This is a genomic window from Flagellimonas onchidii, assembly GCF_004804315.1.
Lineage (GTDB): Bacteria > Bacteroidota > Bacteroidia > Flavobacteriales > Flavobacteriaceae > Flagellimonas > Flagellimonas onchidii.
In genome coordinates this window covers 23,532-47,174 of sequence record NZ_SRXX01000022.1, presented here as the reverse complement: position 1 = coordinate 47,174, position 23,643 = coordinate 23,532, and the positions used below count along the sequence as shown (strand labels likewise).

The window sequence follows — 23,643 nt, the reverse complement described above, 5'->3', positions numbered from 1 at the left end:
CCTTTGCAGACTTTTGAGGATTCCATACTTTTAGCAAAAGAAAAGCTCATCGAATACAATGAGCTTAAAGGTTCTTTTCAAGTGTCAGATTAACCACAACTGTCAGGTTAAGTAGTGGCTAGTACAACTTATTCCTAAAAGAGCAACAAATATGATACGACTTACCGACGCACAGATTTCAAAAAAAGTAAAGTTCATCAATCAATATATGCATTCGGCCAATGCAGCAGATGGATCAAAACTGGATGCCAACGCCAATGTAACCTCAAAAAACATTGCCACCATGGAAGCCGAATTGAACAAGGATATCAACATACAGGTCAATAGAGAGTTGGTCAAGCATAGGATTCAATTGCTCTTTGGAAAAGAACTTGCCGAAGAGTATATAAGACAAATTGAATCTCATGAAATCTATGTTCATGATGAAACTTCTTTAAAACCCTATTGTGTTTCCATTAGTATGTATCCTTTTCTTTTGGATGGGCTTACCAAATTGGGAGGAGAGAGTAGGGCGCCCCAACATTTGGAAAGTTTTTGCGGTGAGTTTGTGAATCTTGTGTTTGCCATAAGTTCCCAATTCGCAGGGGCGTTGGCCACGGTTGAGTTCTTGATGTACTTTGATCATTTTGCTACAATTGATTATGGCAAAGATTATCTGAAATCCCATGAAAAGGCCATTGCGAACCATTTACAACATGTGGTCTATGCCATCAATCAACCTGCCGCGGCCAGAGGATACCAGTCAGTCTTTTGGAATATTTCACTGTACGATGAAGCTTATTTTAATAGTATGTTTGGAGATTTTGTTTTTCCCGATATGACAAAACCTCGCTGGGAAAGTGTAAGAAGGCTCCAATCGTATTTTATGAAATGGTTCAATGCCGAGCGCACCAGGGCCATTTTGACCTTTCCTGTGGTTACGGCTGCCATGCTCACCAAAGAAGGGAAACCGGTAGATAGAGAATTCACCCAAATGTGTGCAAAGGAATTGAGTGAAGGGAATTCGTTTTTCATTTATCAATCCGAAAATGCAGATAGCTTGGCTTCCTGCTGTCGCCTCCGTAACGAGATCAGTGACAATACCTTTAGTTATTCTTTGGGTGCTGGGGGAGTGGCTACCGGTTCGATAAATGTAATTACCCTCAACATGAACAGATTGGTTCAGAAGGGAGCGGACATTGTTGAGGAAGTTCAAAAGATTCACAAATACCAAGTGGCTTTTCGAACACTCATTGAAGAATATGAGGCAGCTGGATTATTACCTGTTTATAAGGCTGGATTTATTGGGTTGGACAAACAATTTTTAACCATTGGAATCAATGGAATGGTGGAAGCAGCAGAAAGTCAGGGGATAGAAGTTGGCAATAATGAATACTACAAGGCCTTCGTCAACAAATATCTAAAAGCCATTTACACCGAAAATAAAAGAGCAAAACAGGAATATGGCTATATGTTCAACATCGAATTCGTGCCCGCCGAAAATCTGGGTGTAAAAAATGCCGATTGGGATAGAAAGGATGGACTTTTTGTACCCCGGGACTGTTATAATTCCTATTTCTATAAAGTAGAGGACACTACCACCAATACTTTGGATAAAATTATTTTGCATGGCAAGGAAACCATTAAATATCTGGATGGCGGTTCCGCGCTGCACCTTAATCTAGAGGAAGCGCCCAATCAAGAAGGGTTTGAAAAGTTGATTCATGCAACGGCAAGGGCAGGATGCAATTATTTCTGCTTCAATATTAAAATCACTATTTGTAACCATTGCGATCATATCGATAAGCGCACCCTATATAATTGTAGTAACTGCAATTCAAAAGAAGTGGACCATGCAACTCGGGTTATTGGATACCTAAAAAGAGTTTCCAGTTTTAGTTCAGGAAGACAAAGGGAACATGGCTTGAGATATTATGATGAAAACAAAAAAGAAAGGCACTTGGCCAAGAAAAGGCTTGAGACCTTGAATAGTTATCAGTCCAAGAATCAACCTACTCTTGATTATTCAGATGCGCAACAGATCATCTGATAATTGCCCCATTGCTACCGCTCTTTTGGTTGAACACATGATATTTATCATGTTTTCAACTAAGGTGCTTATCTATTTTTGCAAAATAAAGGATAAAATAGTCTTTTATTATCAAATACTAATCAATTTACCATGTTATCAAAAAAACAAGCACGTACTTTTTTTCTTGGAGGGACGGTAGTGACATTTCTTGTCTTTATCGGACTTACGATTTATTCCTTTAGTAAGGAACAAGATCAATCCAACTACGAGAACATTACCGAACAAGTTGTTCGGGGAAAACAATTGTGGGAAGCCAACAATTGTATGGGGTGTCATACCATTCTGGGTGAGGGCGCCTATTACGCACCAGAGCTTACCAAGGTCATTGACCGAAGGGGTAAAGGGTACATCAAGGCGGTACTTACTACTCCAAATGCCTGGGCACCCAACGGTAGGAAAATGGTCGCTTATGGATTTTCGGATGAAGAAGCAGAAGACTTGATCGCATTTTTTGATTGGATAGACGACATTGATCTCAATGGCTTTGATACTGTGGTATCTCCATTGGCAAAGGATAAAACCAACAACTAATCCCAACGTTATGAAATACAAATCACAAAAAGTAGCCTATTGGTTTTTTGCACTTTCCATGCTGCTATTAGTTTTACAATTGGTCTACGGTTTTATTATGGGCTTTGCCCGTGTGGGGCTCGATGGACTTCATGATTTTATACCTTTTAATACTGCTAGGGCGGTACACACCAATTTATTGGTGGTTTGGTTGCTCTCTGGTTTTATGGGGGCCGCCTACTATATTATCCCGGAGGAAGCGCAACGCGAATTGGTCAACGTGAAATTGGCCTATGTGCAACTGATTTCCTTGGCTTTAGTGGGTGTAGCTGCCATAGTTGGCTACCATTTTAACTGGTGGGAAGGACGAAAATTCCTGGAAATTCCGAGACAATTAGACTTTTTGGTAGTAGCCAACGTACTCTTGTTCTTAGGGTTGATTTTGGTCACCCTGTTTAAAGGAAAACGGAGGACCACCACAGCCTTGGTACTCTCCATGGGGCTGTTGTTCGCCGCACTCCTGTATTTACCGGGAATGTTGCCCTTTGACAGTCAAGTTACAGATTCTTTTTTCCGATGGTGGGTAGTTCACCTTTGGGTTGAAGGAGTATGGGAATTGATTATGGGGGGTATTCTTTCCTTTCTGTTGATCAAACTTACCGGAGTGGACCGTGAGGTCATAGAAAAATGGCTTTATGTCATTGTGGGACTAACATTCCTTTCAGGTGTATTGGGAACAGGCCACCACTATTATTATATAGGTGTAAACAAGATTTGGCTAGTTGTAGGAGGAATATTCTCTGCATTGGAACCCTTGGCGTTTTTGGCCATGGCCTTGTTTGCTGTGAACATGTATCGTAAAGGAGAAAAAAAACATCCCAATAAACTGGCATTGTTCTGGACTTTGGGAGCTGCTATCGTATCCTTTTTGGGAGCAGGATTACTGGGTTTTGCGCATACGCTACCGCAAACCAATCTGTATACCCATGGAACCTTGGTTACGGCCATGCATGGGCACCTGGCATTTTGGGGAGCTTACGCGATGATCGTGCTTGCAATCATAAGCTATAGTATGCCCAATATGACCGGCAGGAAACTGTATTTAAGTGCTAGAGGTAGAGCTGCATTTTGGCTTTCAAACATTGGTATGATTGGAATGACCGTGGCCTTTGGAGTTGCAGGTGTTGCCCAGGTGTACCTGGAACGAAAGTTTAAAATGGAGTTTATGGCGGTGCAGAATGAAATCAGCATACACTTTTGGGTTCTACTAATCTGTGCCACCATATTAACATTTGGAATCGCACTATATATCATCGATTTTATCAAACACGGTAAACCAACCGATCAAGCTTTAGAATTACAACCATAAACCAAAAATGATATAAATGAGAAAACCTAATAATGGACTGGCAGTACTATGTCTAATGGCCATTGGAGCCATTGGCCTGCAAAGTTGTATAGATAATACCACAAAAAAGGAGTACGCTTCTGCAGCCGATATTCCAGTAAGTAGAGAAATGACAGCGGAGCTGACAGCTCCACCCAATGTTCCGAGGGGAGTTGGCGATCGTAAAGCTAAAAAACTCATTGTGAACATGGAAATTCTTGAACAAGAAGGTACCATGACTGATGGAACTACCTATAACTATTGGACCTTCGGCGGTTCCGTACCTGGAAGCTTTATCAGAACCAGAGTTGGGGATGAGGTGGAGTTTACCCTATCCAATCACCCAGATAACAAGTTGCCCCACAACATAGACTTACATGCGGTAACTGGCCCTGGTGGAGGGGCGACATCTTCCTTTGTGGCTCCCGGTCATGAAAAGAAATTCAATTTTAAGACCATAAATGAGGGCTTGTATGTATATCACTGCGCTACCGCTCCCGTGGGAATGCACATTGCCAATGGAATGTACGGATTGATCTTGGTTGAACCGGAAGGAGGACTACCAAGAGTGGACAAGGAATATTACATCATGCAGGGCGATTTTTATACCCAAGGTGAAAATGGCGATCCGGGGCTACAACCCTTCGATATGCAAAAAGCTGTTGATGAGGATGCCGATTATGTGGTTTTCAATGGAAGCGTAGGTTCCTTAACCGGTGATAATGCCATTACCGCCAATGTGGGAGAAACTGTTCGACTTTATGTTGGGAACGGTGGTCCGAACTTGGTATCCTCCTTTCATGTGATTGGGGAAATTTTTGACAAGGTGATGGTTGAAGGTGGTAGCAGCATCAATGAGAATGTGCAAACTACTTTAATTCCTGCAGGTGGAGCCGCAATTGTGGAGTTCAGGGTAGATGTTCCCGGCACCTTTATTTTGGTGGACCATTCCATTTTCAGGGCCTTCAACAAGGGTGCTTTGGGCATGCTTAAAGTCCAAGGTGAAGAAAACAAGACCATTTATTCCGGTGTAATACAAGAGGGGATTTATAATCCAGAAGGAGGAGGAATACAGGCCATGCCCAACGGAGGGGATAAAGCAGATACAAGTTCAGGTACCAAAACTTTGGCAGAAAAAATGGAATCAGGAAAGCAGATATATGCCAAAACCTGCTTTGCGTGTCACCAGGCCAACGGGGAGGGAATCCCAAATGCCTTTCCACCTTTGGCTGAATCGGATTATCTCAATGCCAATGTGAATCGGGCCATAGATATTGTTCTGAATGGTAAAACCGGTGAAATCACGGTCAATGGCCAAAAATACAATAGCGTAATGACCAAGCAGGCCATTAGTAGCGATGAGGTTGCCGATGTGCTTACCTATATCTACAATTCGTGGGGAAATAATAAAACCAATGTGACCAAGGCTCAGGTGGACCAGGTTAAAAGTGGACATTAATCAGTAGCGGATGACTGTTTTAAGATTGACATTTTGTGTACTTTTTCTTTGGATGGGCCATGCAAATTGTCAATCTAAAATGGTCGCTGTTCAAGGCGGAAACTATATTCCACTTTACGGAAGGGATTCTTTAAAGGTTACCATAGCTGATTTTTATATGGATGTATATCCGGTCACCAATGAAGAGTTTGTGGCTTTTGTGAAAAAGTATCCCAAGTGGCGAAAATCGCAAGTAAAAAAACTCTTTGCGGATGGTAGTTATTTGATTAATTGGGCCTCGGATACCGCCTTGGGTTATGGACAAAGCTTAAATGCACCGGTGACCAATATTAGTTGGTTTGCGGCGAATGCCTATTGCGAATGTCAAGGGAAGCGATTGCCGACCATAGACGAATGGGAGTATGCTGCCATGGCCGATGAAAGTGAACCGGATGCAAGAAAAAATGAAACCTATAACGCTTATATCTTGGGATGGTATGAGAAGCCCAAGACGTTCAACAATATAATTGGCTCAACCTTTAAAAATTATTGGGGCATTTATGATCTACATGGTTTGGTCTGGGAATGGACTTCGGATTTTAACTCAGTGCTGGTGTCCGGTGAATCACGGAAAGATGTGGATAACGACAGTAACCTATTCTGTGGGAGTGGCGCTGTTGGAGCCACAGATTTAATGAACTATGCTGCCTTTATGCGATATGCAACCCGAGGAAGTCTGAAGGCAAAATACACTATGAAAAACCTTGGATTTAGATGTGTAAAAGACAAAGAAAATGAACAGCTATAAGTGGATTATTGGCATTTTTACAATGCTCTTTGTACTGGTTTCCTGTAATAATGGAGCCAAAACCATGGCAAGAAATGAGACAGCTTATGCATGTCCCATGAAATGCGAGGGGGATAAAACCTATCATAAGACAGGAAGCTGTCCTGTTTGTAAGATGGACTTAATGACCATGGCTTCTATAACACCAGAACCTATGGAAATGGATGGGATTTCCGAAGAATCCATTTTCAATTTAACCTCCAAGTGGAATACGGAAGAAGGTAACACCATCGCATTAAAGGACCTAAAAGGAAAAACCTTGGTCATGGTCATGATATATACCACATGCAAAGCTGCCTGCCCCAGATTGGTGGCCGATATGCGAAATATTGAAAAGCAGATTCCGGAAGCTTTCAATAAAGATTTACAATATGTGTTGGTGAGTATCGACCCAAAAACAGATACGCCAGAACATTTAAAAGCTTTTGCCAAAGAAAACCTTATGGATGCAGAGCATTGGACCTTCCTTCAGGGAACAGAGAAAAGTGTAAGGGAATTTGCTAATGTGTTGGCGGTAAAATATAAACAGATTTCACCCATGGATTTTTCCCATTCCAATATTATCAGCGTGTTTGACCCACAAGGTGAATTGGTACACCAACAAGAAGGATTGGGTGTGGATAACAGAGAAACCATCAAAAAAATTATTGAAACAGTTAAAAAATAGGTCTATTAAGCAATCACGATCAGTAGTAAGGCACTCATTTTTGCTCATACCTGACTCTTCAAAAATTGCTTTGCCCGGATTGCTTTTTAGGCCTTAAAATAGATACACCATGGTCAATGCCATTGAGGAAAAAAGAATAGACATGACTACAATTTCAAAGGAAGTAGCCCCTTATTACAGATCGGTGGGACAGGAGATAGCTGTTTTCAAACACTCCCACAAAAGCAAGATCCCATTCTTGTTAAAAGGTCCAACGGGGACTGGGAAATCAAGGTTTATTGAATTTATGGCCCACGAACTTGAGCAACCATTGATAACGGTGAGCTGTCATGAAGAAACTTCATCTACCGATTTGATCGGTCGGTACATTATTAAGGGTGCAGAAACGGTATGGATGGATGGACCCTTGACCATAGCTGTTAAAACAGGAGCCATATTGTATTTGGATGAGATAGCCGAAGCTAGACCTGATGTAATCGTGGCCATACATTCCCTGACCGATCACCGGCGCGAATTGTTTGTTGATAAACTTGGGGAAACCATAAAGGCCCACCCCGACTTCATGTTGGTCGCTTCCTTTAACCCTGGTTATCAACGCGGGTTCAAAGAATTGAAACCTTCTACCCGACAACGTTTTGTGGCTGTTTCTTTCAACTACCCAGAAGCCAAAGCCGAGGCAGAGATATTGGTAAATGAAACAAACATCCTGGGAGCTGATGCTAAGAAATTGGTCAATATCGCAAATAAAATCAGGAATTTAACGGAGTTGGGACTTACAGAAACTGTTTCCACCAGATTATTGGTGGATGCTGCCAAATTAATGCGTTCCGGTTTACCCAAAAGATTAGCCGTACATGCTGCTATTGTGGAACCACTTACAGATGACCTGGAGGTTATAAGTGCCCTGAACGACCTATGCGATTTAATGATATAGTTGTGCCATGTTTGAGTTTGAACCCGATGAATATATCTTCACCAAGTTTGCCCACTATTTTAAAAAACGAAAAAAGAATAGAGAGGCCAACCTGGCAAATGCGATTATCTTGGAAGATATAAAACCACGGCTTACCATTTTTGCCCGCGCAATCACAGGGGAACCTATAGAACTCTATGCCGCTGAAAGGGAAGGAGGGTATAAAAACAATAATTTTTTTCTGCCAGTAAAGTATGCTGAGTTTGCTACAGTTGAGGAAAATCTATCCTTTTATTTATTTAGGGCCCTGTACTTATCCATTCAAAAAAACTTGGGCCTTAATTGGAAAGACCCCGATGAGCATTCTCTAAAAGATTCTCAAGAAAATGCACAAAAAACCTCCACGCTTGTCCTAGAACAATTGTTCAGGGAATTTCCGGTAACCCAAGAATATTATCAAAAATTCATATCCCATTATTCGGCCCGGGTAAAACCAAAAACAACACCAGATTTTTCATTTATTTATGGCAAATGGATGCGGGATACCCCAGGGGAGGAAATGGGGGATACTTTGGAAAATTTTTCCGAAAAAGTAAAGTCCGCAAATCAATACCAATCTAAAACTACCCTCAAAGCCAATGCCGTAGAAGAGATTGTTTCAGTTCAAGTAGATGAAAAACAAGTGGAAGATGCTGTATTGCAACACCAATTTGAAAAAGTGGAAACTGCGGATGAATTTGGAGGGAATTTTAGAAATATGGATGGAGAAGATGATTTGGAGGATCATGCCAATGCCCTTGAGGATTTAAACATGAAGCATACCGTTCGGGTTGACGATACTGTACATTCCGTTTACCAGGCAGATTTTGTTGAAAACACCACTATCGCAGAAAGTGCGGATCGTGACGATAGCGGTTACTTTGTTAGTTATGATGAATGGGACCAGTCCAAACGCAGTTACAAACAAGATTTTTGTAAAGTATACCCCAAAACCATTGTAAAAACCAATCCGGATTATTATAAGGAAGCGATTTCCAAAAACAGGACCACCTTATCGGGTTTACGAAAAATGTTGACAACGGTAAACAACAAATATCAGCAGCAGCGAAGACAAGCCCAAGGGGAAGAATTTGATTTGGATGCTATTACCGATTTGTTTGTGGATGTGTATTCTGGCCATACCCCTTCGGAAAAAGTCTACTTGTCCAAGCGCAAAAAGGAAAAGGACCTTTCCATTTTGTTGTTGTTGGATAGCAGTCTATCTAGCGATGGTTATGCGGCCAGGAACAGGGTCATTGATGTGGAAAAGCAGGTATCCATACTGTTCGGTGAAATATTGGAGGAATTCAATATCGATTTCTCTATCAATAGCTTTTATTCCAAGACTAGGAATCATTCTTCTTACGTCACCATGAAAGGCTTTGACGAGGATTGGAACCGGGCAAAATTTAAAATTGGGGCTATAGAGCCCAACGGTTATACAAGAATCGGCCCCGCATTGCGGCATTCGGGAGCATTGCTGGACAAAAGAGACACCAAGAACAAATGGGTAATCCTGATTTCCGACGGAAAACCTAACGACTACGATAGATATGAAGGAAAATATGGGATAAATGACATCAAACAGGCCTTACGTGAGCTGAATGAACGCCAAATAAACTCTTACGCATTGGCCATAGAAGCCCAGGCAAAGTACTACCTCCCACAAATGTTTGGACAGAACCATTATCAAATTTTGACCACACCAGTGGAGTTATTGCAATCCTTGGTAAAACTTTACGAGAAAATAAAGCATCAGTCTTAATGGGGGCAATGCAAACAGATATGAATCAAAAACAAATCAATTATAAAAGCATTTATTATCCTCCAGGCGGAATTTTGATTTGGATCATTATCTTTTTGGAGTTGATAACTTTCGGTATTGCCTTAATAGCTATGGTGTATGAAGGTAAAACCGAAGCAGTCCAGTTTCATGGTTCCAGATTGACATTAAATGTTACTTATGGGATGATCAATACTATCTTTTTGCTCACGAGCGGGTTTTTTATGGCGCTTTCTATTAAAGAAGTAAAGGCCAAAGGAAAGCATGCCCTTAAGAAATATCTTCTGGCTACCTTATTTTTTGGCAGCTTGTTTTTAGTAGTAAAGAGCTGGGAATACTATGAAAAACTTAGTGCAGGTTTCAGTATGGGCTACAATACTTTTTTTAGCTATTATTGGATGCTTACCCTATTTCATGTGGTACATGTAATTATAGGATTGGTTATTCTGACCTCGGTATATTTTGGGTTAAAAAAAGAATCAACCACCATTGAAGATATAGAGGCCAGTGCCGCTTTTTGGCATATGTGTGACCTCATTTGGCTTTTACTGTTCCCTATACTTTATTTATTCTTTTAGATGGACAAAACAACAACGATAACTTGGGTTTTCTTATTGGTGCTAACCATCTTGGCGTCGTTTCTTTCAGGAATACAGGGAATATTCCTCGTCATTTCAATTATGATTTTAGCTGGCCTAAAATTTTTAGGGGTGGCCTTTGAGTTTATGGAATTGAAAAAGGCTCACTCCTTTTGGAAAATTATCATTTTAAGCTTTCTAATATTATTTATAACAATCATTTTAATCATTTCATAAAATAATAAGCCACAAGACGGGAGTTGGCTTCACATAATTATGGCACAAACGCATTCATTTCATATTCCTGTAATGGGAATTGGGTTTACTGTAGATTCCCCGCTTAAAGTTTCCAAATTTGGGATAGACTCCGTGATATCATTGGTGGATGATATTTTATTGGAAAGGATGAGGAAGATGTATTGTCAAAAGTTTAAGATTCCATATGAGGAAATCACCGAGAAAATGGAAGATTTCAGGGCCAAGAGGATTACATCGTACTTAAATTTGATCAAGACATTATCTGAAAACGAGTTTGAGGAATTCAGGAAAACCACAACTAGAACCCTAAACGATATTAATGGTTTTTTTGATACACTCCCGGATGCTTCTACGCTAAAGCAGGAGTTTAAACAACTAACAAAGAATCATTTTAGTCTAAATGAAATAAAAGATTGGTTCAAAGAGAATTTTTCTATGGGTGGAATTGATGTAAATATCATGACCAAAGTAGATAAGGACAACTATAGGAAAGACATTAAACTCCCCATTGAATATAATGATGCTCATGCGGCCTTAAGAGGGTTTGCACAAAGTAAAGTCGATTCATCATTGATTCTTTCTGCGGGAATGAACCCGAGATTATATAGTTACTTGGCAAAGTTTCAAGATTTTTATCCGAATGAAAATGGATGTATCAAAAAGAAGATTGTCCTTAAGGTAAGTGATTATCGTTCAGCCTTGATTCAAGGGAAGTTTTTGGCAAAGAAAGGAATCTGGGTTTCAGAATACAGAATAGAATCAGGACTAAACTGCGGTGGACACGCTTTTGCAACGGACGGTTATCTTTTGGGTCCAGTGTTGGAGGAATTTAAGATAAAAAGGGAGGAGTTACGCCAAATCTTACAGGAAACTTTATTTCATACGCTGTCCTGCCAGGGAGGTATAATTCCTAAAAAGGATTTGGGGTTTAAAATTTCGGCCCAAGGAGGGGTCGGTACAGCTGAAGAGCATCAATTTTTGTTGGAACATTACCTTGTGGATTCTGTAGGTTGGGGAACACCTTTCTTGTTGGTTCCAGAGGCCACAACGGTGGATAAGGCTACTTTAAACAAGTTGATTGACGCTAGTGAAGAGGATGTCTATTTAAGTGATATTTCTCCTTTGGGAGTACCCTTCAATAACCTTAAGGGAAATACTAAGGATGAAGAGAAGGCACGTCTTATCCAGAAAGGAAGACCCGGAAGTGCTTGCCCCAAAAAGTTTGTGGCATTGAACAAAGAATTTACAGAGAAGGGAATTTGTACCGCATCCAGGCAATACCAGCACCTAAAAATCAAAGCTTTGGACAAAGAGGGTATTTCGGAAAAAGAATATCAGGTAAAGTTCAATAAAATCATTGAAAAAACATGTACCTGTGTAGGATTGGGAACTACAGCGTTATTGGCCAATAATTTGGACACTAAAACTGAGGGGGAGGGGGTTTCCGTTTGTCCAGGCCCCAATATAGCCTATTTCTCCAAGGCCATGGGACTTGAGGAAATTATTAAAGCCATTTATGGTAAAGCCCCGAGAATTACAAAAAAGAATAGGCCCAACATGTTTATAAAAGAGCTCAATATTTACATCGATTTTTTAAAGAAAAAGTTAGAGGAAGGAATCTTGGACACTAGTCCAAAACAAATAAAATACTTGAAAACCTTTGCCCTTAACCTGAAAGAGGGAATAGTGTATTACCGCAAACTTTTTGACCAAAGTCAGACCAGAATAACAAATTTGATTCTAGTTCTGAGCGATTTAAGAAAAAGCGAGAAAAGATTTAATGAACTAAATACGAAAATCCAAAGTTTGGAATGATATTGCTTATTGACTTAGTGAGATTATACCTTATATATCTTTTAACGAAATATGCCTGCCCTTTTGCTTTATTTCAGCTACAAACTCCTTTATGGTTTTATCTTTAAAATCAGCATAGATTTTTTTCTTGAACGGAGCTACCGTAAAATGAACTGGACACGGGTTTTCATCACCACAAGCTGCTAACCCCATAAAGCATTGGTCAAATTTGTCCGTGCCATCAATGCATTTTATGACATCCCAAACCGAGTTTTCCAAATTTTGTTCATCCAGGAAAAAACCGCCCGTGGGGCCTTTGGATGATGAAACCAAACCGTTTTTGGTAAGCTGTTGTAATAATTTGGCCAAAAAAGGCTGCGGGGTTTCAAGCGATTCGGCGATTCTTTTTACTCCAATCTTCTCATTTTCATTGGCTTGAATGCCCAAATAAAGAATGGACCGTATGGCATATTTACACGCGTTGGATAACATAAACCTTTGTTTCCCCCAAATATATAAAAGACACATTAGTCTTAAATGATAAACATTTGTTAAGGGTATCTAGTATGACTTTTATCATGCTTTTTGGTGTGGTTCAAGATTATTTTCGCATCAAGCAGAGTTATTGCCAAATGGATCTAAAACAGAGCATAGCAGAATTAAAGAAAGAGAAGAACGCAATTATCTTGGCACATTATTATCAGATTCCTGAAATTCAAGAGATTGCTGATTATGTTGGAGATAGTTTGGGACTGTCACAAATAGCTGCAGAAACAGATGCAGATGTGATTGTTTTTGCGGGGGTTCACTTTATGGCCGAAACCGCCAAAATATTGAATCCATACAAAAAAGTACTGCTCCCTGATCTGGAAGCGGGCTGTTCCCTGGCTGAATCATGTCCGTCTGATGTCTTTGAAAGGTTTGTGAAATTGCACCCCGATCACACTGTGGTCACCTATGTGAATTGTAGTGCTGAAGTCAAAGCACTGACAGATATCGTATGCACATCGTCCAACACTCTCAAAATTATTGAGTCCATTCCGGAAGATCAATCCATCATTTTTGCTCCGGACAGAAATCTTGGAAAGTACATTATGAAAAAAACAGGGCGAGACATGTTGCTTTGGGATGGAAGCTGTTTGGTGCATGAGGCCTTTTCCATGGATAAACTCTTGGCACTGCACAAAAAATATCCAGACTATAAGATTATCGCTCATCCAGAATCTGAAGAGCATATTCTCAAAACAGCAACATATATTGGCTCCACTGCTGGAATGATCCAATATGTGAAGGCCCATCCCAAAGGAAAATTCATTGTAGCTACAGAAGCTGGAATTCTTCATAAAATGCGAAAAGAAGTTCCTGCCGCTGAGTTAATTCCGGCTCCTACCCATGAAGACAATACCTGTGCTTGTAGTGAATGTGCATTTATGAAAGTGAATACCCTACAAAAATTGCATGATTGTTTGTTGAACGAAAGCCCGGAAATAGAAGTGCCCAAGCATATTCAAAAGAGAGCATTGGTTCCCATTGAACGGATGCTAGAGCTTTCCAAATAGATGGTTACTGATTATTTGGTCATAGGTTCAGGTATTGCGGGATTGACCTTTGCTGTCAAAATCGCTGAGGAGTTTGCAGATCGGGAAATCACAATTGTTACCAAGGGGGATGAAGACGAATCCAACACAAAATATGCACAGGGAGGTGTTGCGGTGGTATTGGATACTGAGGAGGATTCATTTCAAAAACACATTCAGGATACATTGATAGCCGGTGATGGGTTATGTGATGAACCGGTGGTTCAAATGGTAATTAAAGAAGGCCCAAAACGTTTTAAAGAACTGATAACATGGGGTGCCAACTTTGACATTGACCCCAGAGGAAACTTTAATTTGGGTAAGGAGGGAGGGCATTCTGAACACCGTGTGGTCCATCATAAAGATATTACCGGTCTTGAAATGGAACGGACACTTTTAGCACGGGTCCACCAGCTTGAAAATGTAACATTGTTTTCGCATCATTTTGCAATAGATCTAATTACAGAGCATCATTTAAAGCAAGGAGTCTCTCATCAATTATCTTGTTATGGAGCCTATGTTCTTGAAGAAAGAACCGGGAAGATTCATACCATAAAGGCTAAAAATACCTTGTTGGCTTCCGGTGGTATAGGCCGAGCGTATGGATACACCACCAACCCGGATGTGGCCACAGGTGATGGCATAGCGATGGCATATCGGGCGAAAGCCCAAATAAAAGATATGGAATTTGTCCAGTTCCACCCAACAGCACTATATAACAAACAGGGAGAATCTACTTTTCTGATTTCGGAAGCAGTAAGGGGGGTTGGTGCTTTCCTACGAAATAAAAAAGGACATAGGTTTATGCCAGATTATGATCCTCGTGCCGAACTGGCATCCAGAGACATCGTATCACAAAGCATAGACAACGAGTTAAAAAAATCAGGTGATACCCATGTTTTTTTAGATTGCACGCATTTGGACAGTGAAGCTTTCAAAAAGCACTTTCCAAACATCTATGAAACGTGTAAAACTCTTCATATTGATATTGAAAAGGATTGGATTCCGGTTGTGCCTGCATCGCATTATCTGTGCGGTGGAATTGTGGTTGATAAAAATGGCAAAACCACCATTAAAAATTTGTTTGCATGTGGTGAGTGTTCCAGAACGGGACTGCATGGTGCCAATCGGTTGGCTTCAAATTCGTTGTTGGAGGCATTGGTGTATGCTCATAACATATTTAAATATCTTACTGGGGAATCCAATCAACCTATGGATTTTGAAATTCCTGACCGGAACGATGAAGGCACAAGTATTCCAAAAGAACACGTATTGATTCAACATAACCTTAAAGAACTGCAAGCTCTGATGCGGGACTATGTGGGTATTGTGCGGAGTAATGACAGGCTGACTAAGGCTATTACGCGCTTGGATATTATTTATAAGGAGGTAGAAGAGCTCTATAAGACATCAAAAGTGAACACCTCCCTCTGCGAATTACGTAATATGATCAACGTGGCACATTTGATTATTGGTGAATCATTATCACGTAAAGAAAATAGAGGCGGTTATTTCAATATTGATAATATTTAACGGGCAACTTTATATCAGTTCTTAGTCATTTTTCTGAACTGATTTATAAAAATTTGGGCAATTCCTATTAAAAATACCCCACTGGCCACTGCTAAATACAACAAATAATTGGCTGTCAACCAAGACTTTGACCAAACCACAATCCCCTTATAAAAAATGAGTCCTTCGGTCAAGAAAAAACCGATCAGGTAAAGTAACATTGTTCCCTTTGATAGCCGAATTAGTTTGAAATAGGATAAAAATACCAGAGCTGCAATACTGATGACCCCTAAAAATGTCCAATGAATATATCCAATCATCAAATCTATGTTTGATGAAATTACTGCGGCAAAATAGGGTAGAGACCCAAGAATCTGGAAAAGCAATTTTATTAAAAAAAACATGCCGGTTATTTTTAACAAAGGACAAAAGAGTCTTGAGCTCAAATTTTTGATTTTTTCCCTTAAGGGCAATAGCCACTTCATTAAAATACCAAAGGCAAAAAGTTGAAGCAAAGACCCAAAACCGGAAATGAAGTAGATAAACATTGGAGGTTGCATCCATAGTACGGAAATAGCAAAAGTTGCCACAATACCAATATTCATGGTCCAAAAGAACGGTCTGAATCTCTTTGGAGATAGTTTTATTTTGTTTTGCTCAAGAACGTATAGCAGTATTCCAATAAGAGCCATGACAAACCATCCATTATATTGAAAGTGAAGGTAGAAATAGATAGCATTTCTATAGAGGTCAGAACCACTTCCCGCGGTATTCATGATTATTCCCAAAGCCCATGGGCCTATGCTCGATATTACCATATACCATAATGAAACAAGGATGCATTTGTACGAATATGTTCTTTTTTGCGCTTCGGAAGTATGTTTGATGAACAACCACATAAAAACATAGGAAGCAAACAAGAATAAGGTTGAAAATATGATGGAAAACAAAGCATATCCAGTAAAAGGGAAGGTAAACAACATGCCAACGATAGTGACTTGGGTAAACCAAAACAGGTTTCGGTATTTTTTATGAATGGAAGCTTTGCTTAAGTATGATTTATAGATCAGTGTAGTTAAAGTGGTATATACCCAGCCCAACAAGGCGACATGGGAATGGGTGTGGACCAAAAACCTGTAATCAAACGGAAGTTCAACCAGTTGGAAAAGCCGTAAAACCAGCCCCAAAAGAGCAATCAAAAGAAAATAACCTATGGCAAAAAGGCTGTGTTTTTTTAGTGTTTGCACAAAATACAATTACATGTTAAAGGTACTTCTTCTGAAGAAATGTTATGTGGTATAAAACCAAAAAATGGAGCATCTAAAGCCGTTGATACTCCATTTTATAATGGCTATGAAATTAAAATTATTTTATCCTAAGCTCTTTTCCAGTGCAATGGCTTTGGGGTGCAATATATTGTTCTCTAAATGAATGTGAAGATGTAAATCCTGTTCAAACTCATCAAGCTTAGCATATAGGGCCCTAAACGTATTGCAAGCTTCGGGGGGTGGGGTATAATTGTTTGTCAATTTGGCAATTTCCTGAAAAACTTTCCCCGCATCTTCATGTTCATGTTCCATCATTTGTATAGGGTTGTTTACAGACCCAAAAGGAGGATGAATGTCATTGGCCACATTTTCTTTTTTGGCCTTGGCCAACTGCTTAATATACGGGAACAAAACCTGTTCTTCTTTTTGGAGATGGGATAAAAGTTCATTGGCCACATTGTGGAACAAAATATTCACTTCAAGAATTTCTTTATAATGTTTCCCATGTACCTTGGCCACTTTATTGGCATATTTAGATAAAATAGGCAAACTTTCATTGACGTAGGTATGATGAACATTAATGATATGATCCACTAAAAAATTGATATCCCAATTGTCATAGTCATGGGCGCGATCAATAATCTCATCAACTGCCATAAGCTCTTTTTCCAAGAACACTTCATCGACATTGTTTTTTTCACAGGCCTCTTTTACCGAGATACCTCCTCCACAACAAAAATCAATCCCATATTTTTTAAAAATATGGGCAGTTTTAATGTTTTCAGTAACAAAATCTGCTACAGTTTTATTTTTTATGATTTCCATTTTTTAAATTAAAAGACTTTTTTATCTTTTATTGTGCGAAGGTATGCTCAAACATAAAGTAGTAGTATGATATTTATCATATTTTTCAACCGATTTGGCCCGAATAGTATCTTACAATCTTTTGGAATAGTTGTTTATTGTTATTGACCCTTGTCTTTTAAAACTATTTTAGTTCATGTATCACTTACAATTTGAAATGTTGGAATGGTGGATTAGTAAAATTAAACCTGGGCCGGAGGTTCAAAAAAGTTGACATCGCTAATGTGATATTGAGCAAGATAAACATCTACATCATCGGATAGATCAGCGTGTTTCTTAAAATCCTTGGGCGTTTCCGCAAATTGGTTTTTAAAACTTTTTGAGAAGTACTTTGGGTCATTAAAGCCTACCAAATGAGCAGCCTCGGAGATGGAATAACCAAATTTGGCCAGAAGTATGGCACCTTTTTTAAGCCGCATTTCTCTAATAAAGTCAATAACACTTAAACCAGTGACACTTAAGCATTTTCTGTATAAACTCGAATAACTCATGTTCAAGTGTCCTGCCAGTTGCTGTACCTTAAAATCCGGATCGGTGATGTTCTTATTGATATGGTCCACAAAGCTTTCTAAAAAGATCTCATCTTGTGATCGATTTTTCTCAATATGTGGTCTGTTGATCAGTTCTTTTCGATATTTGGAAATAATATACTCTTTGGATAACAGAAGGTTGTTCACTTTTAAGACAAGCTCGTTGGTGTTGAAAGGCTTGTTTATGAATTCTACAGCTCCGGTTTTCAATCCTTCAATCTTGGCTTTGGTGGAATTTTTCGCCGTTAATAGAATTATGGGAATGTGCTTGGTCAAATTATGTTTCTTAAGTTCCTTGCTCATCTCAATCCCATCCATCTGGGGCATCATAATGTCGCTTATGATCAGATCGGGAATATTGTTTTTTGCATGATAGAAACCTTCTTCGCCATTATCAGCAAGCAAAATATTGTATTGGGGAGATAAGAGATCTTTTATAAATTGCTGTAGCTCGTAGTTGTCCTCCACCACCAAGATGCTCCTTTTGTTTATATTTTCTTGGGATACTTCTTGCGCTTGAATGTTCTCCATCTGTTCTTTTTTGGAATTTGGATGGTTGATGGCAATCTTCTCAGTATCATCATAAAATTTTTCAGCAACCGGAAGTTTTATCATAAAAGTTGTTCCTTCATGAGGGGCGCTCTTAACCTTAATTTTTCCTTTGTGTAAGGTTATCAGGTCTTTGGTCAGGGCCAAACCAATTCCAGCTCCTTTAAATCTTTTGTTGGTATTGGATCTATAGAAAATTTCAAAAATTTTATCCAACTCCTCCTTCTCGATGCCCAGTCCTGAATCTGAAACAGAAATCTTGACACAACTTTTTTTGTTTATCGGTGAAACGGTTAACTGGACATTCCCCTCAGCAGGAGTATATTTAAAGGCATTGGAAAGTAGGTTATACAATATATGCTCCAATTTTTCTTTGTCGTACCATGCCTCGCCAAGGTTTTTCGGACAATTGATGGATAAGTCAATCTGTTTGTTTCTGGCAATTTCCTTAAAGGACGAACAAATATCCAATATATCTTTATGTAAGTTGTTTTGGCCTACGAGCAAACGGAGTTTGTTTGCATCCCTGTTTCTCAATAAGGTAAGTTCTCTTGCAATTCGGCTGAGTCTTTTCGCATTATTGGAAATAATGTTCAGTCTTTCCCTTAAAAGCATATTTCCATTAAGCTCAGCTCTTTGGAGCATATTTTCAATGGGACCAAGAATTAAGGTAATCGGTGTTTGGATTTCGTGTGACATCTTTGTAAAGAAGTCCATCTTTGCATTGTGAAGGTCATGTTCCTTGGTTCGGATTATCTTATTAATCAACAGTTTTTTTCTGAGCCTGTACCACTTTACAATGCTAAATATGAGCAACGAGATAAACGCAAGGTATATGATATGTGCCAGGGGTTTGTTCCAAAAGGGCCGTGCAATTGAAATATTGATTTTTTTTTCAATTTTGGAAGAAAGGTTGTCCATTCCATGGGCTTTTATATCAAGCGTATAATCCCCTGGAGGAACATTGGTGTAAGACGCCAGTCCTTCAGTATAGGTATGTCTCCAGTCATCATCAAAACCCGTCAACCTGTAAGAATAGAAGTAATTGGGATTCAGTATGTTGTCAATGGCGGAAAACCGTATGGAAAAGGAAGACTGGTCGTAGGCAAGATCTAGGTTTTCAAGATCAAACACTTCAGACTTTATCTGGTCGGGAAGAAGGTCTTTGACAGGTCTGTTCAGCACTTGTGCATCGTATACCACGAGTTTGGGGCTGGAGGGGCCTTTGGTCAATTTTTCCGGGAAGAAATGGGCCACACCTTTGGTACTCCCAAAATAAAGCTGGCCATCTTTGTCCTTAAATGTACTTCTTATCATAAAGCTACCATCTGGGAGACCGTCCGAAGCATAATATAATTTGGTCGATTTGGTCTTAAGGTCCAAGTGGACAATTGCATTGCCCGCACTGGCCCAAATATTGTCTTTGTCAACCAGATTTACTGCATTAAAACCATGATCGTTGATAGCCTTTACTTGGTCATCCTCCAAAAATGTTTTGCTATTGATATCGAAAACATTCAATTTAAACTGCTCATTAATGAACCAAATCTTATAATCCTCACTGGATACCATGGAGACCACCCGGGGAACGGTCTCTCCTGATCGGGAATGGTAATTTTCAAAAAATGAGTGGGCAAAGTTCTGGTTGTCCTCCACAAACTTAAAAAGCCCCCCACCGATCTGACCGAGCCAAATGCCGCCTTTCGAATCCTCCACTATTTTTTCAACTATGGTGCCATGTAACCCATTTTCGTTGTTACAAAAGGAGGCCAGCAACCTTTGGTTTGAATCATAAACGTTTAACGACACGTTGGAACCTACCCATATTCTACCTTTTGAATCGGTAAATAACTCACGGATATCTTGGGCAATCTGACCCTTATCGTTGGTTACGGGTACTTCCTTAAAGGTTTTGGCGTCCTCCTTGCGATGCCATAGCCCATTTCTATAGGTTCCGAACCAAATATTGGCTTTTTCATCCTCTGCAATGGATTGTATGTAAAAAGCATTGTTGTCATCATTAAAAAACTGCTTTGGGGGGGCATTTTCCGTAATCTGGGTGAGCCCAGCCCCATCGGTTCCAATCCAAAGAGCTTTGTCCGAAGCTTTTAGAATGCTCAATACCCTCATGGGAATGTCATTGTCCGAACCTGGATGGTAACCTACATTTTTGTTGGCTTTCGGAATAACGTTCAACGTGCCATACTTGTTGGTCAACCAGATGTTTTCGTGGTCATCCTCGTTGATGTCCAGTATGGTATTGCTCTCAATGGAAAACTCATCCAGATATCTTTTTTTGTATACCTGAACACGGCCGGTCTCACTGTTGATCTTAAAAAGGCCATTCCCATCTGTTCCTGCCCAAATATTTTCATTGCTATCCAAGAACAGGGTCAAAAAAAGAGAGGATCCAATATCGGAGATATCTCCGTTTAGGAAATTATCGGAGATCATTTTTTGTTGGGCAATATCATAAATGTGCAAGCCATGCCATTCGGTGCCTATCCAAAGCCTATTGGCACCATCCATTCTAAGGATGATACCACCTGGATAATCTGTAAAAGGGCCTATGATTTCGGTTTGTCGGCCAGACTGCACCGAGTATTTGTATATTTTACCTTGGGTAGTACCCACATAAACATTGTCGTTTTTGTCAAAGTCCAAAGTATTTACCTGATTGTCGGTCAGATTGATGTTTGGAATGGTGGTAATACTGTCAAACTCACTATTGTGATATTTATAGATGTCACCAGCTTTTGTGGCCATCCATACCTGTTTGCCATTGGGGCGAACTTTCCAAATGGATTTTCCCGCTAGCTTGTCATCGAAGTTCTGAAATTGACCCACCCCACCTTCGTATTTTGCCAAACGCCCATTACTCGTATTAATCCAAACATTTTTTGAGTCATCATTGACGATGTATTCAATCCTATCTTCCCAATCAATATTTGGAAAGATATCACCCTTATTTATCAAGGAAAAAGTGTAGCCGTTGTAGATTAAAACTCCATGCGATGAGGACATCCAAATGTTACCTAATGAATCCTGGCCAATATGACTTACAAAGAGCTGTTTATTATTGTGGGTTGGGATAAGGGATTTAAAATAGACCTGATCCTGCCCAAACAAAAAGAACCCTCCCAATTGAAATAGGGTAAGTATCAAAAGGAGAATCGTTTTTATTCCCGAAAAGGGCGACAAATATTTCATTTTACTGGATAAAGATCCTATATAGGTACAAATTTTGTCATTTCCACTTCAATATTGATGGGGTATTTCCACTAAAAAGGTGGAATATATAATCAGTCCACTCGTTATAGAGCATTTTTCATACATAAGGAACAAATAACCTTAAATATTACGAGTTCAATTTATTCAAAAGTTTGGATTAATGGGAGACTGATATCAACAATCAATGTAACGAAAGCACTCTTTACCTGTGGGGAGTTACAAATCAAGGGTCAAAGAAGCTATGTTGTTCTAAATCAGTTAACTCCTAAGCATCTTTGACTTGCCTTTCCAGTTGTGCAAAATCTGTCATATAGGTGTAATATTTTGTCATATCCCATTAAAAAGAAGAAATATGCCCCTTTTTTGACTGAAAACCGTAAAAACATTATCCCGTAAAACCACCAAATTTGAGTCAAATTAAACTAAAAAATGAGTTCAAGAAGAGACTTCGTCAAAACGGCCGCCCTAGCTTCAGCAGGTATGGCCATTGTTCCAGAAACAGCTTTTGGAACTAGTTCAAGCTTAAACGATAGTAAGCTAAAGCTAGCTTTTATTGGGGTAGGCCTAAGGGGCACGAACCATCTCAACAATGCCCTTCAGCGCAAAGATGTAGAAATTACCGCTATTTGTGATGTAGATCCCAAACGTATTGAGATTGCTTTGGGCAATATTGCAAAGGCAGGCTTTAAAAAACCAAACGTTTTTGGTGAAAATGACCTGGATTATTTGAACTTATTGGAATTAAAGGAAGTTGATGCAGTAATTATTGCAACCCCATGGTTGTGGCATACAAGAATGGCTGTTGATGCCATGAAAGCTGGCAAGTATACGGGCTTGGAAGTTTCGGCGGCCAACACCATTGAGGAATGCTGGGATCTGGTAAACGCTCACGAAGAAACCGGCTCCCATTTGATGATTTTGGAGAATGTATGCTACAGAAGAGATGTGCTGGCCGTACTTAACATGGTAAAAAAGAATGTGTTTGGAGAATTATTGCATTTTACCTGTGGGTACAAGCACGATCTAAGGCACGTTAAATTCAACGATGGCAAAACAGCATACGGAAAAGGAGTGGAATTTGGAGAAAAAGGAATTTCAGAATCCAAGTGGAGAACACAACACTCGTTGCTTCGAAATGCAGATGTATACCCGACCCATGGCTTAGGACCTATCGCCGTAATGGCCGATGTTAATAGAGGAAACCGTTTTGTTTCCATGACTTCTCATGCCACCAAAGGTGTGGGACTTCATAAGTATATAGTGGAAAATGGAGGGGTCGATCACCCAAATGCCAAATTAAAATGGAAGCAAGGAGACGTGATTACCTCTACCATTGAAACGGCCAATGGAGAGACCATTATAGTAACACATGATGTGAATTCACCTCGACCTTATTCTCTCGGATTTAGAGTTCAGGGATCGCAAGGCATAACCGATTTTGATTACCATACCAGAAGAATATTCGTAGAGGGCAAATCCCAAGGGCATTCATGGGAGGAAATGGATACTTGGTTAAAAGAATATGACCATCCCCTTTGGAAAAAACATGGCGAATATGCATCTGGCTCAGGACATGGGGGCATAGATTTCTTTCTAATGAATGCCTTTGTTGCGTCAGCCAAACAAAAGATAGCCCCGCCAATGGATGTTTATGATGCGGCAGCTTGGAGCGCCGTTACCCCATTGTCCGAAGCATCAATTGAAAATAATGGAGAACCTCAGGGCTTTCCTGATTTTACCAGAGGTATGTGGATCAAACGCAAGCCCTACAACTGGATAAAAGAAACCTACTAAACTAATCAATCTATTTACTAACTAAATAACTCT

General features: G+C 39.8%; 18 protein-coding genes. 14 read left to right on the top strand and 4 right to left on the bottom strand.

Annotated features, from left to right (window positions below; genetic code table 11):
- The first annotated feature begins 151 nt into the window (after positions 1–151).
- From nrdD to E4661_RS17255, 11 genes are all read left to right on the top strand, one after another.
- Positions 152–2,029: an anaerobic ribonucleoside-triphosphate reductase gene (nrdD, locus tag E4661_RS17305; RefSeq protein ID WP_136468722.1), complete on the top strand. Its 1,878-nt coding sequence runs from the start codon at positions 152–154 to the stop codon at positions 2,027–2,029.
- A gap of 132 nt (positions 2,030–2,161) precedes the next feature.
- Entirely contained in the window at positions 2,162–2,602 is a 441-nt protein-coding gene (locus E4661_RS17300) for a c-type cytochrome (RefSeq protein ID WP_136468721.1), read from the top strand.
- Between the two features lie 10 nt (positions 2,603–2,612).
- Positions 2,613–3,950 (top strand): cbb3-type cytochrome c oxidase subunit I, encoded by a 1,338-nt coding sequence (locus tag E4661_RS17295; protein WP_136468720.1) that lies wholly within the window; start codon positions 2,613–2,615, stop codon positions 3,948–3,950.
- A gap of 16 nt (positions 3,951–3,966) precedes the next feature.
- A complete protein-coding gene (nirK, locus tag E4661_RS17290) occupies positions 3,967–5,427 on the top strand; it encodes a copper-containing nitrite reductase (RefSeq protein WP_136468719.1) in 1,461 nt (486 codons plus the stop codon).
- Between the two features lie 10 nt (positions 5,428–5,437).
- Positions 5,438–6,214, top strand: a complete 777-nt coding sequence (locus E4661_RS17285) for a formylglycine-generating enzyme family protein (protein ID WP_417936421.1) — start codon at positions 5,438–5,440, stop codon at positions 6,212–6,214.
- Positions 6,201–6,920, top strand: coding sequence for an SCO family protein (locus E4661_RS17280; protein WP_240751520.1), 720 nt, complete (start codon positions 6,201–6,203; stop codon positions 6,918–6,920). Before E4661_RS17285 ends, E4661_RS17280 begins: the two co-directional genes overlap by 14 nt.
- Positions 6,921–7,029: 109 nt before the next feature.
- Positions 7,030–7,854 carry a CbbQ/NirQ/NorQ/GpvN family protein gene (locus E4661_RS17275; RefSeq protein ID WP_240751518.1) on the top strand — a complete coding sequence of 275 codons (825 nt, stop codon included), beginning with the start codon at positions 7,030–7,032 and terminating at the stop codon, positions 7,852–7,854.
- Positions 7,855–7,861: 7 nt separating this feature from the next.
- The gene (locus tag E4661_RS17270; protein WP_136468718.1) at positions 7,862–9,637 is read left to right on the top strand and encodes a nitric oxide reductase activation protein NorD; all 1,776 of its coding nucleotides are present in this window, start codon (positions 7,862–7,864) and stop codon (positions 9,635–9,637) included.
- Positions 9,638–9,657: 20 nt separating this feature from the next.
- Positions 9,658–10,233: a cytochrome c oxidase subunit 3 gene (locus E4661_RS17265; RefSeq protein ID WP_136468724.1), complete on the top strand. Its 576-nt coding sequence runs from the start codon at positions 9,658–9,660 to the stop codon at positions 10,231–10,233.
- Complete coding sequence (locus tag E4661_RS17260; RefSeq protein WP_136468717.1) at positions 10,234–10,470, top strand: cytochrome C oxidase subunit IV family protein; 237 nt, start codon at positions 10,234–10,236, stop codon at positions 10,468–10,470.
- A 39-nt stretch (positions 10,471–10,509) separates the two neighbouring features.
- Entirely contained in the window at positions 10,510–12,306 is a 1,797-nt protein-coding gene (locus E4661_RS17255) for a hypothetical protein (RefSeq protein ID WP_136468716.1), read from the top strand.
- 30 nt (positions 12,307–12,336) lie between these two features.
- Here the strand turns inward: E4661_RS17255 and E4661_RS17250 are convergent, their stop codons facing one another.
- Positions 12,337–12,777, bottom strand: coding sequence for an RrF2 family transcriptional regulator (locus E4661_RS17250; RefSeq protein ID WP_136468715.1), 441 nt, complete (start codon positions 12,775–12,777; stop codon positions 12,337–12,339).
- 140 nt (positions 12,778–12,917) lie between these two features.
- Between E4661_RS17250 and nadA the strand changes: the two genes are divergently transcribed.
- Positions 12,918–13,844, top strand: coding sequence for a quinolinate synthase NadA (nadA, locus tag E4661_RS17245; RefSeq protein ID WP_136468723.1), 927 nt, complete (start codon positions 12,918–12,920; stop codon positions 13,842–13,844).
- Positions 13,845–15,395 (top strand): L-aspartate oxidase, encoded by a 1,551-nt coding sequence (gene nadB / locus E4661_RS17240; RefSeq protein WP_136468714.1) that lies wholly within the window; start codon positions 13,845–13,847, stop codon positions 15,393–15,395.
- A gap of 14 nt (positions 15,396–15,409) precedes the next feature.
- On the opposite strand, the gene E4661_RS17235 is transcribed toward nadB, so the two are convergent.
- The 3 genes from E4661_RS17235 to E4661_RS17225 form a co-directional block, all read right to left on the bottom strand.
- Positions 15,410–16,621, bottom strand: coding sequence for a hypothetical protein (locus tag E4661_RS17235; RefSeq protein ID WP_136468713.1), 1,212 nt, complete (start codon positions 16,619–16,621; stop codon positions 15,410–15,412).
- 123 nt (positions 16,622–16,744) lie between these two features.
- The gene (gene ric, locus E4661_RS17230; RefSeq protein ID WP_136468712.1) at positions 16,745–17,467 is read right to left on the bottom strand and encodes an iron-sulfur cluster repair di-iron protein; all 723 of its coding nucleotides are present in this window, start codon (positions 17,465–17,467) and stop codon (positions 16,745–16,747) included.
- 221 nt (positions 17,468–17,688) lie between these two features.
- Complete coding sequence (locus E4661_RS17225) at positions 17,689–21,795, bottom strand: hybrid sensor histidine kinase/response regulator transcription factor (RefSeq protein ID WP_136468711.1); 4,107 nt, start codon at positions 21,793–21,795, stop codon at positions 17,689–17,691.
- Positions 21,796–22,245: 450 nt separating this feature from the next.
- Between E4661_RS17225 and E4661_RS17220 the strand changes: the two genes are divergently transcribed.
- Positions 22,246–23,610: a Gfo/Idh/MocA family protein gene (locus E4661_RS17220; RefSeq protein WP_136468710.1), complete on the top strand. Its 1,365-nt coding sequence runs from the start codon at positions 22,246–22,248 to the stop codon at positions 23,608–23,610.
- Positions 23,611–23,643 lie beyond the last annotated feature (33 nt).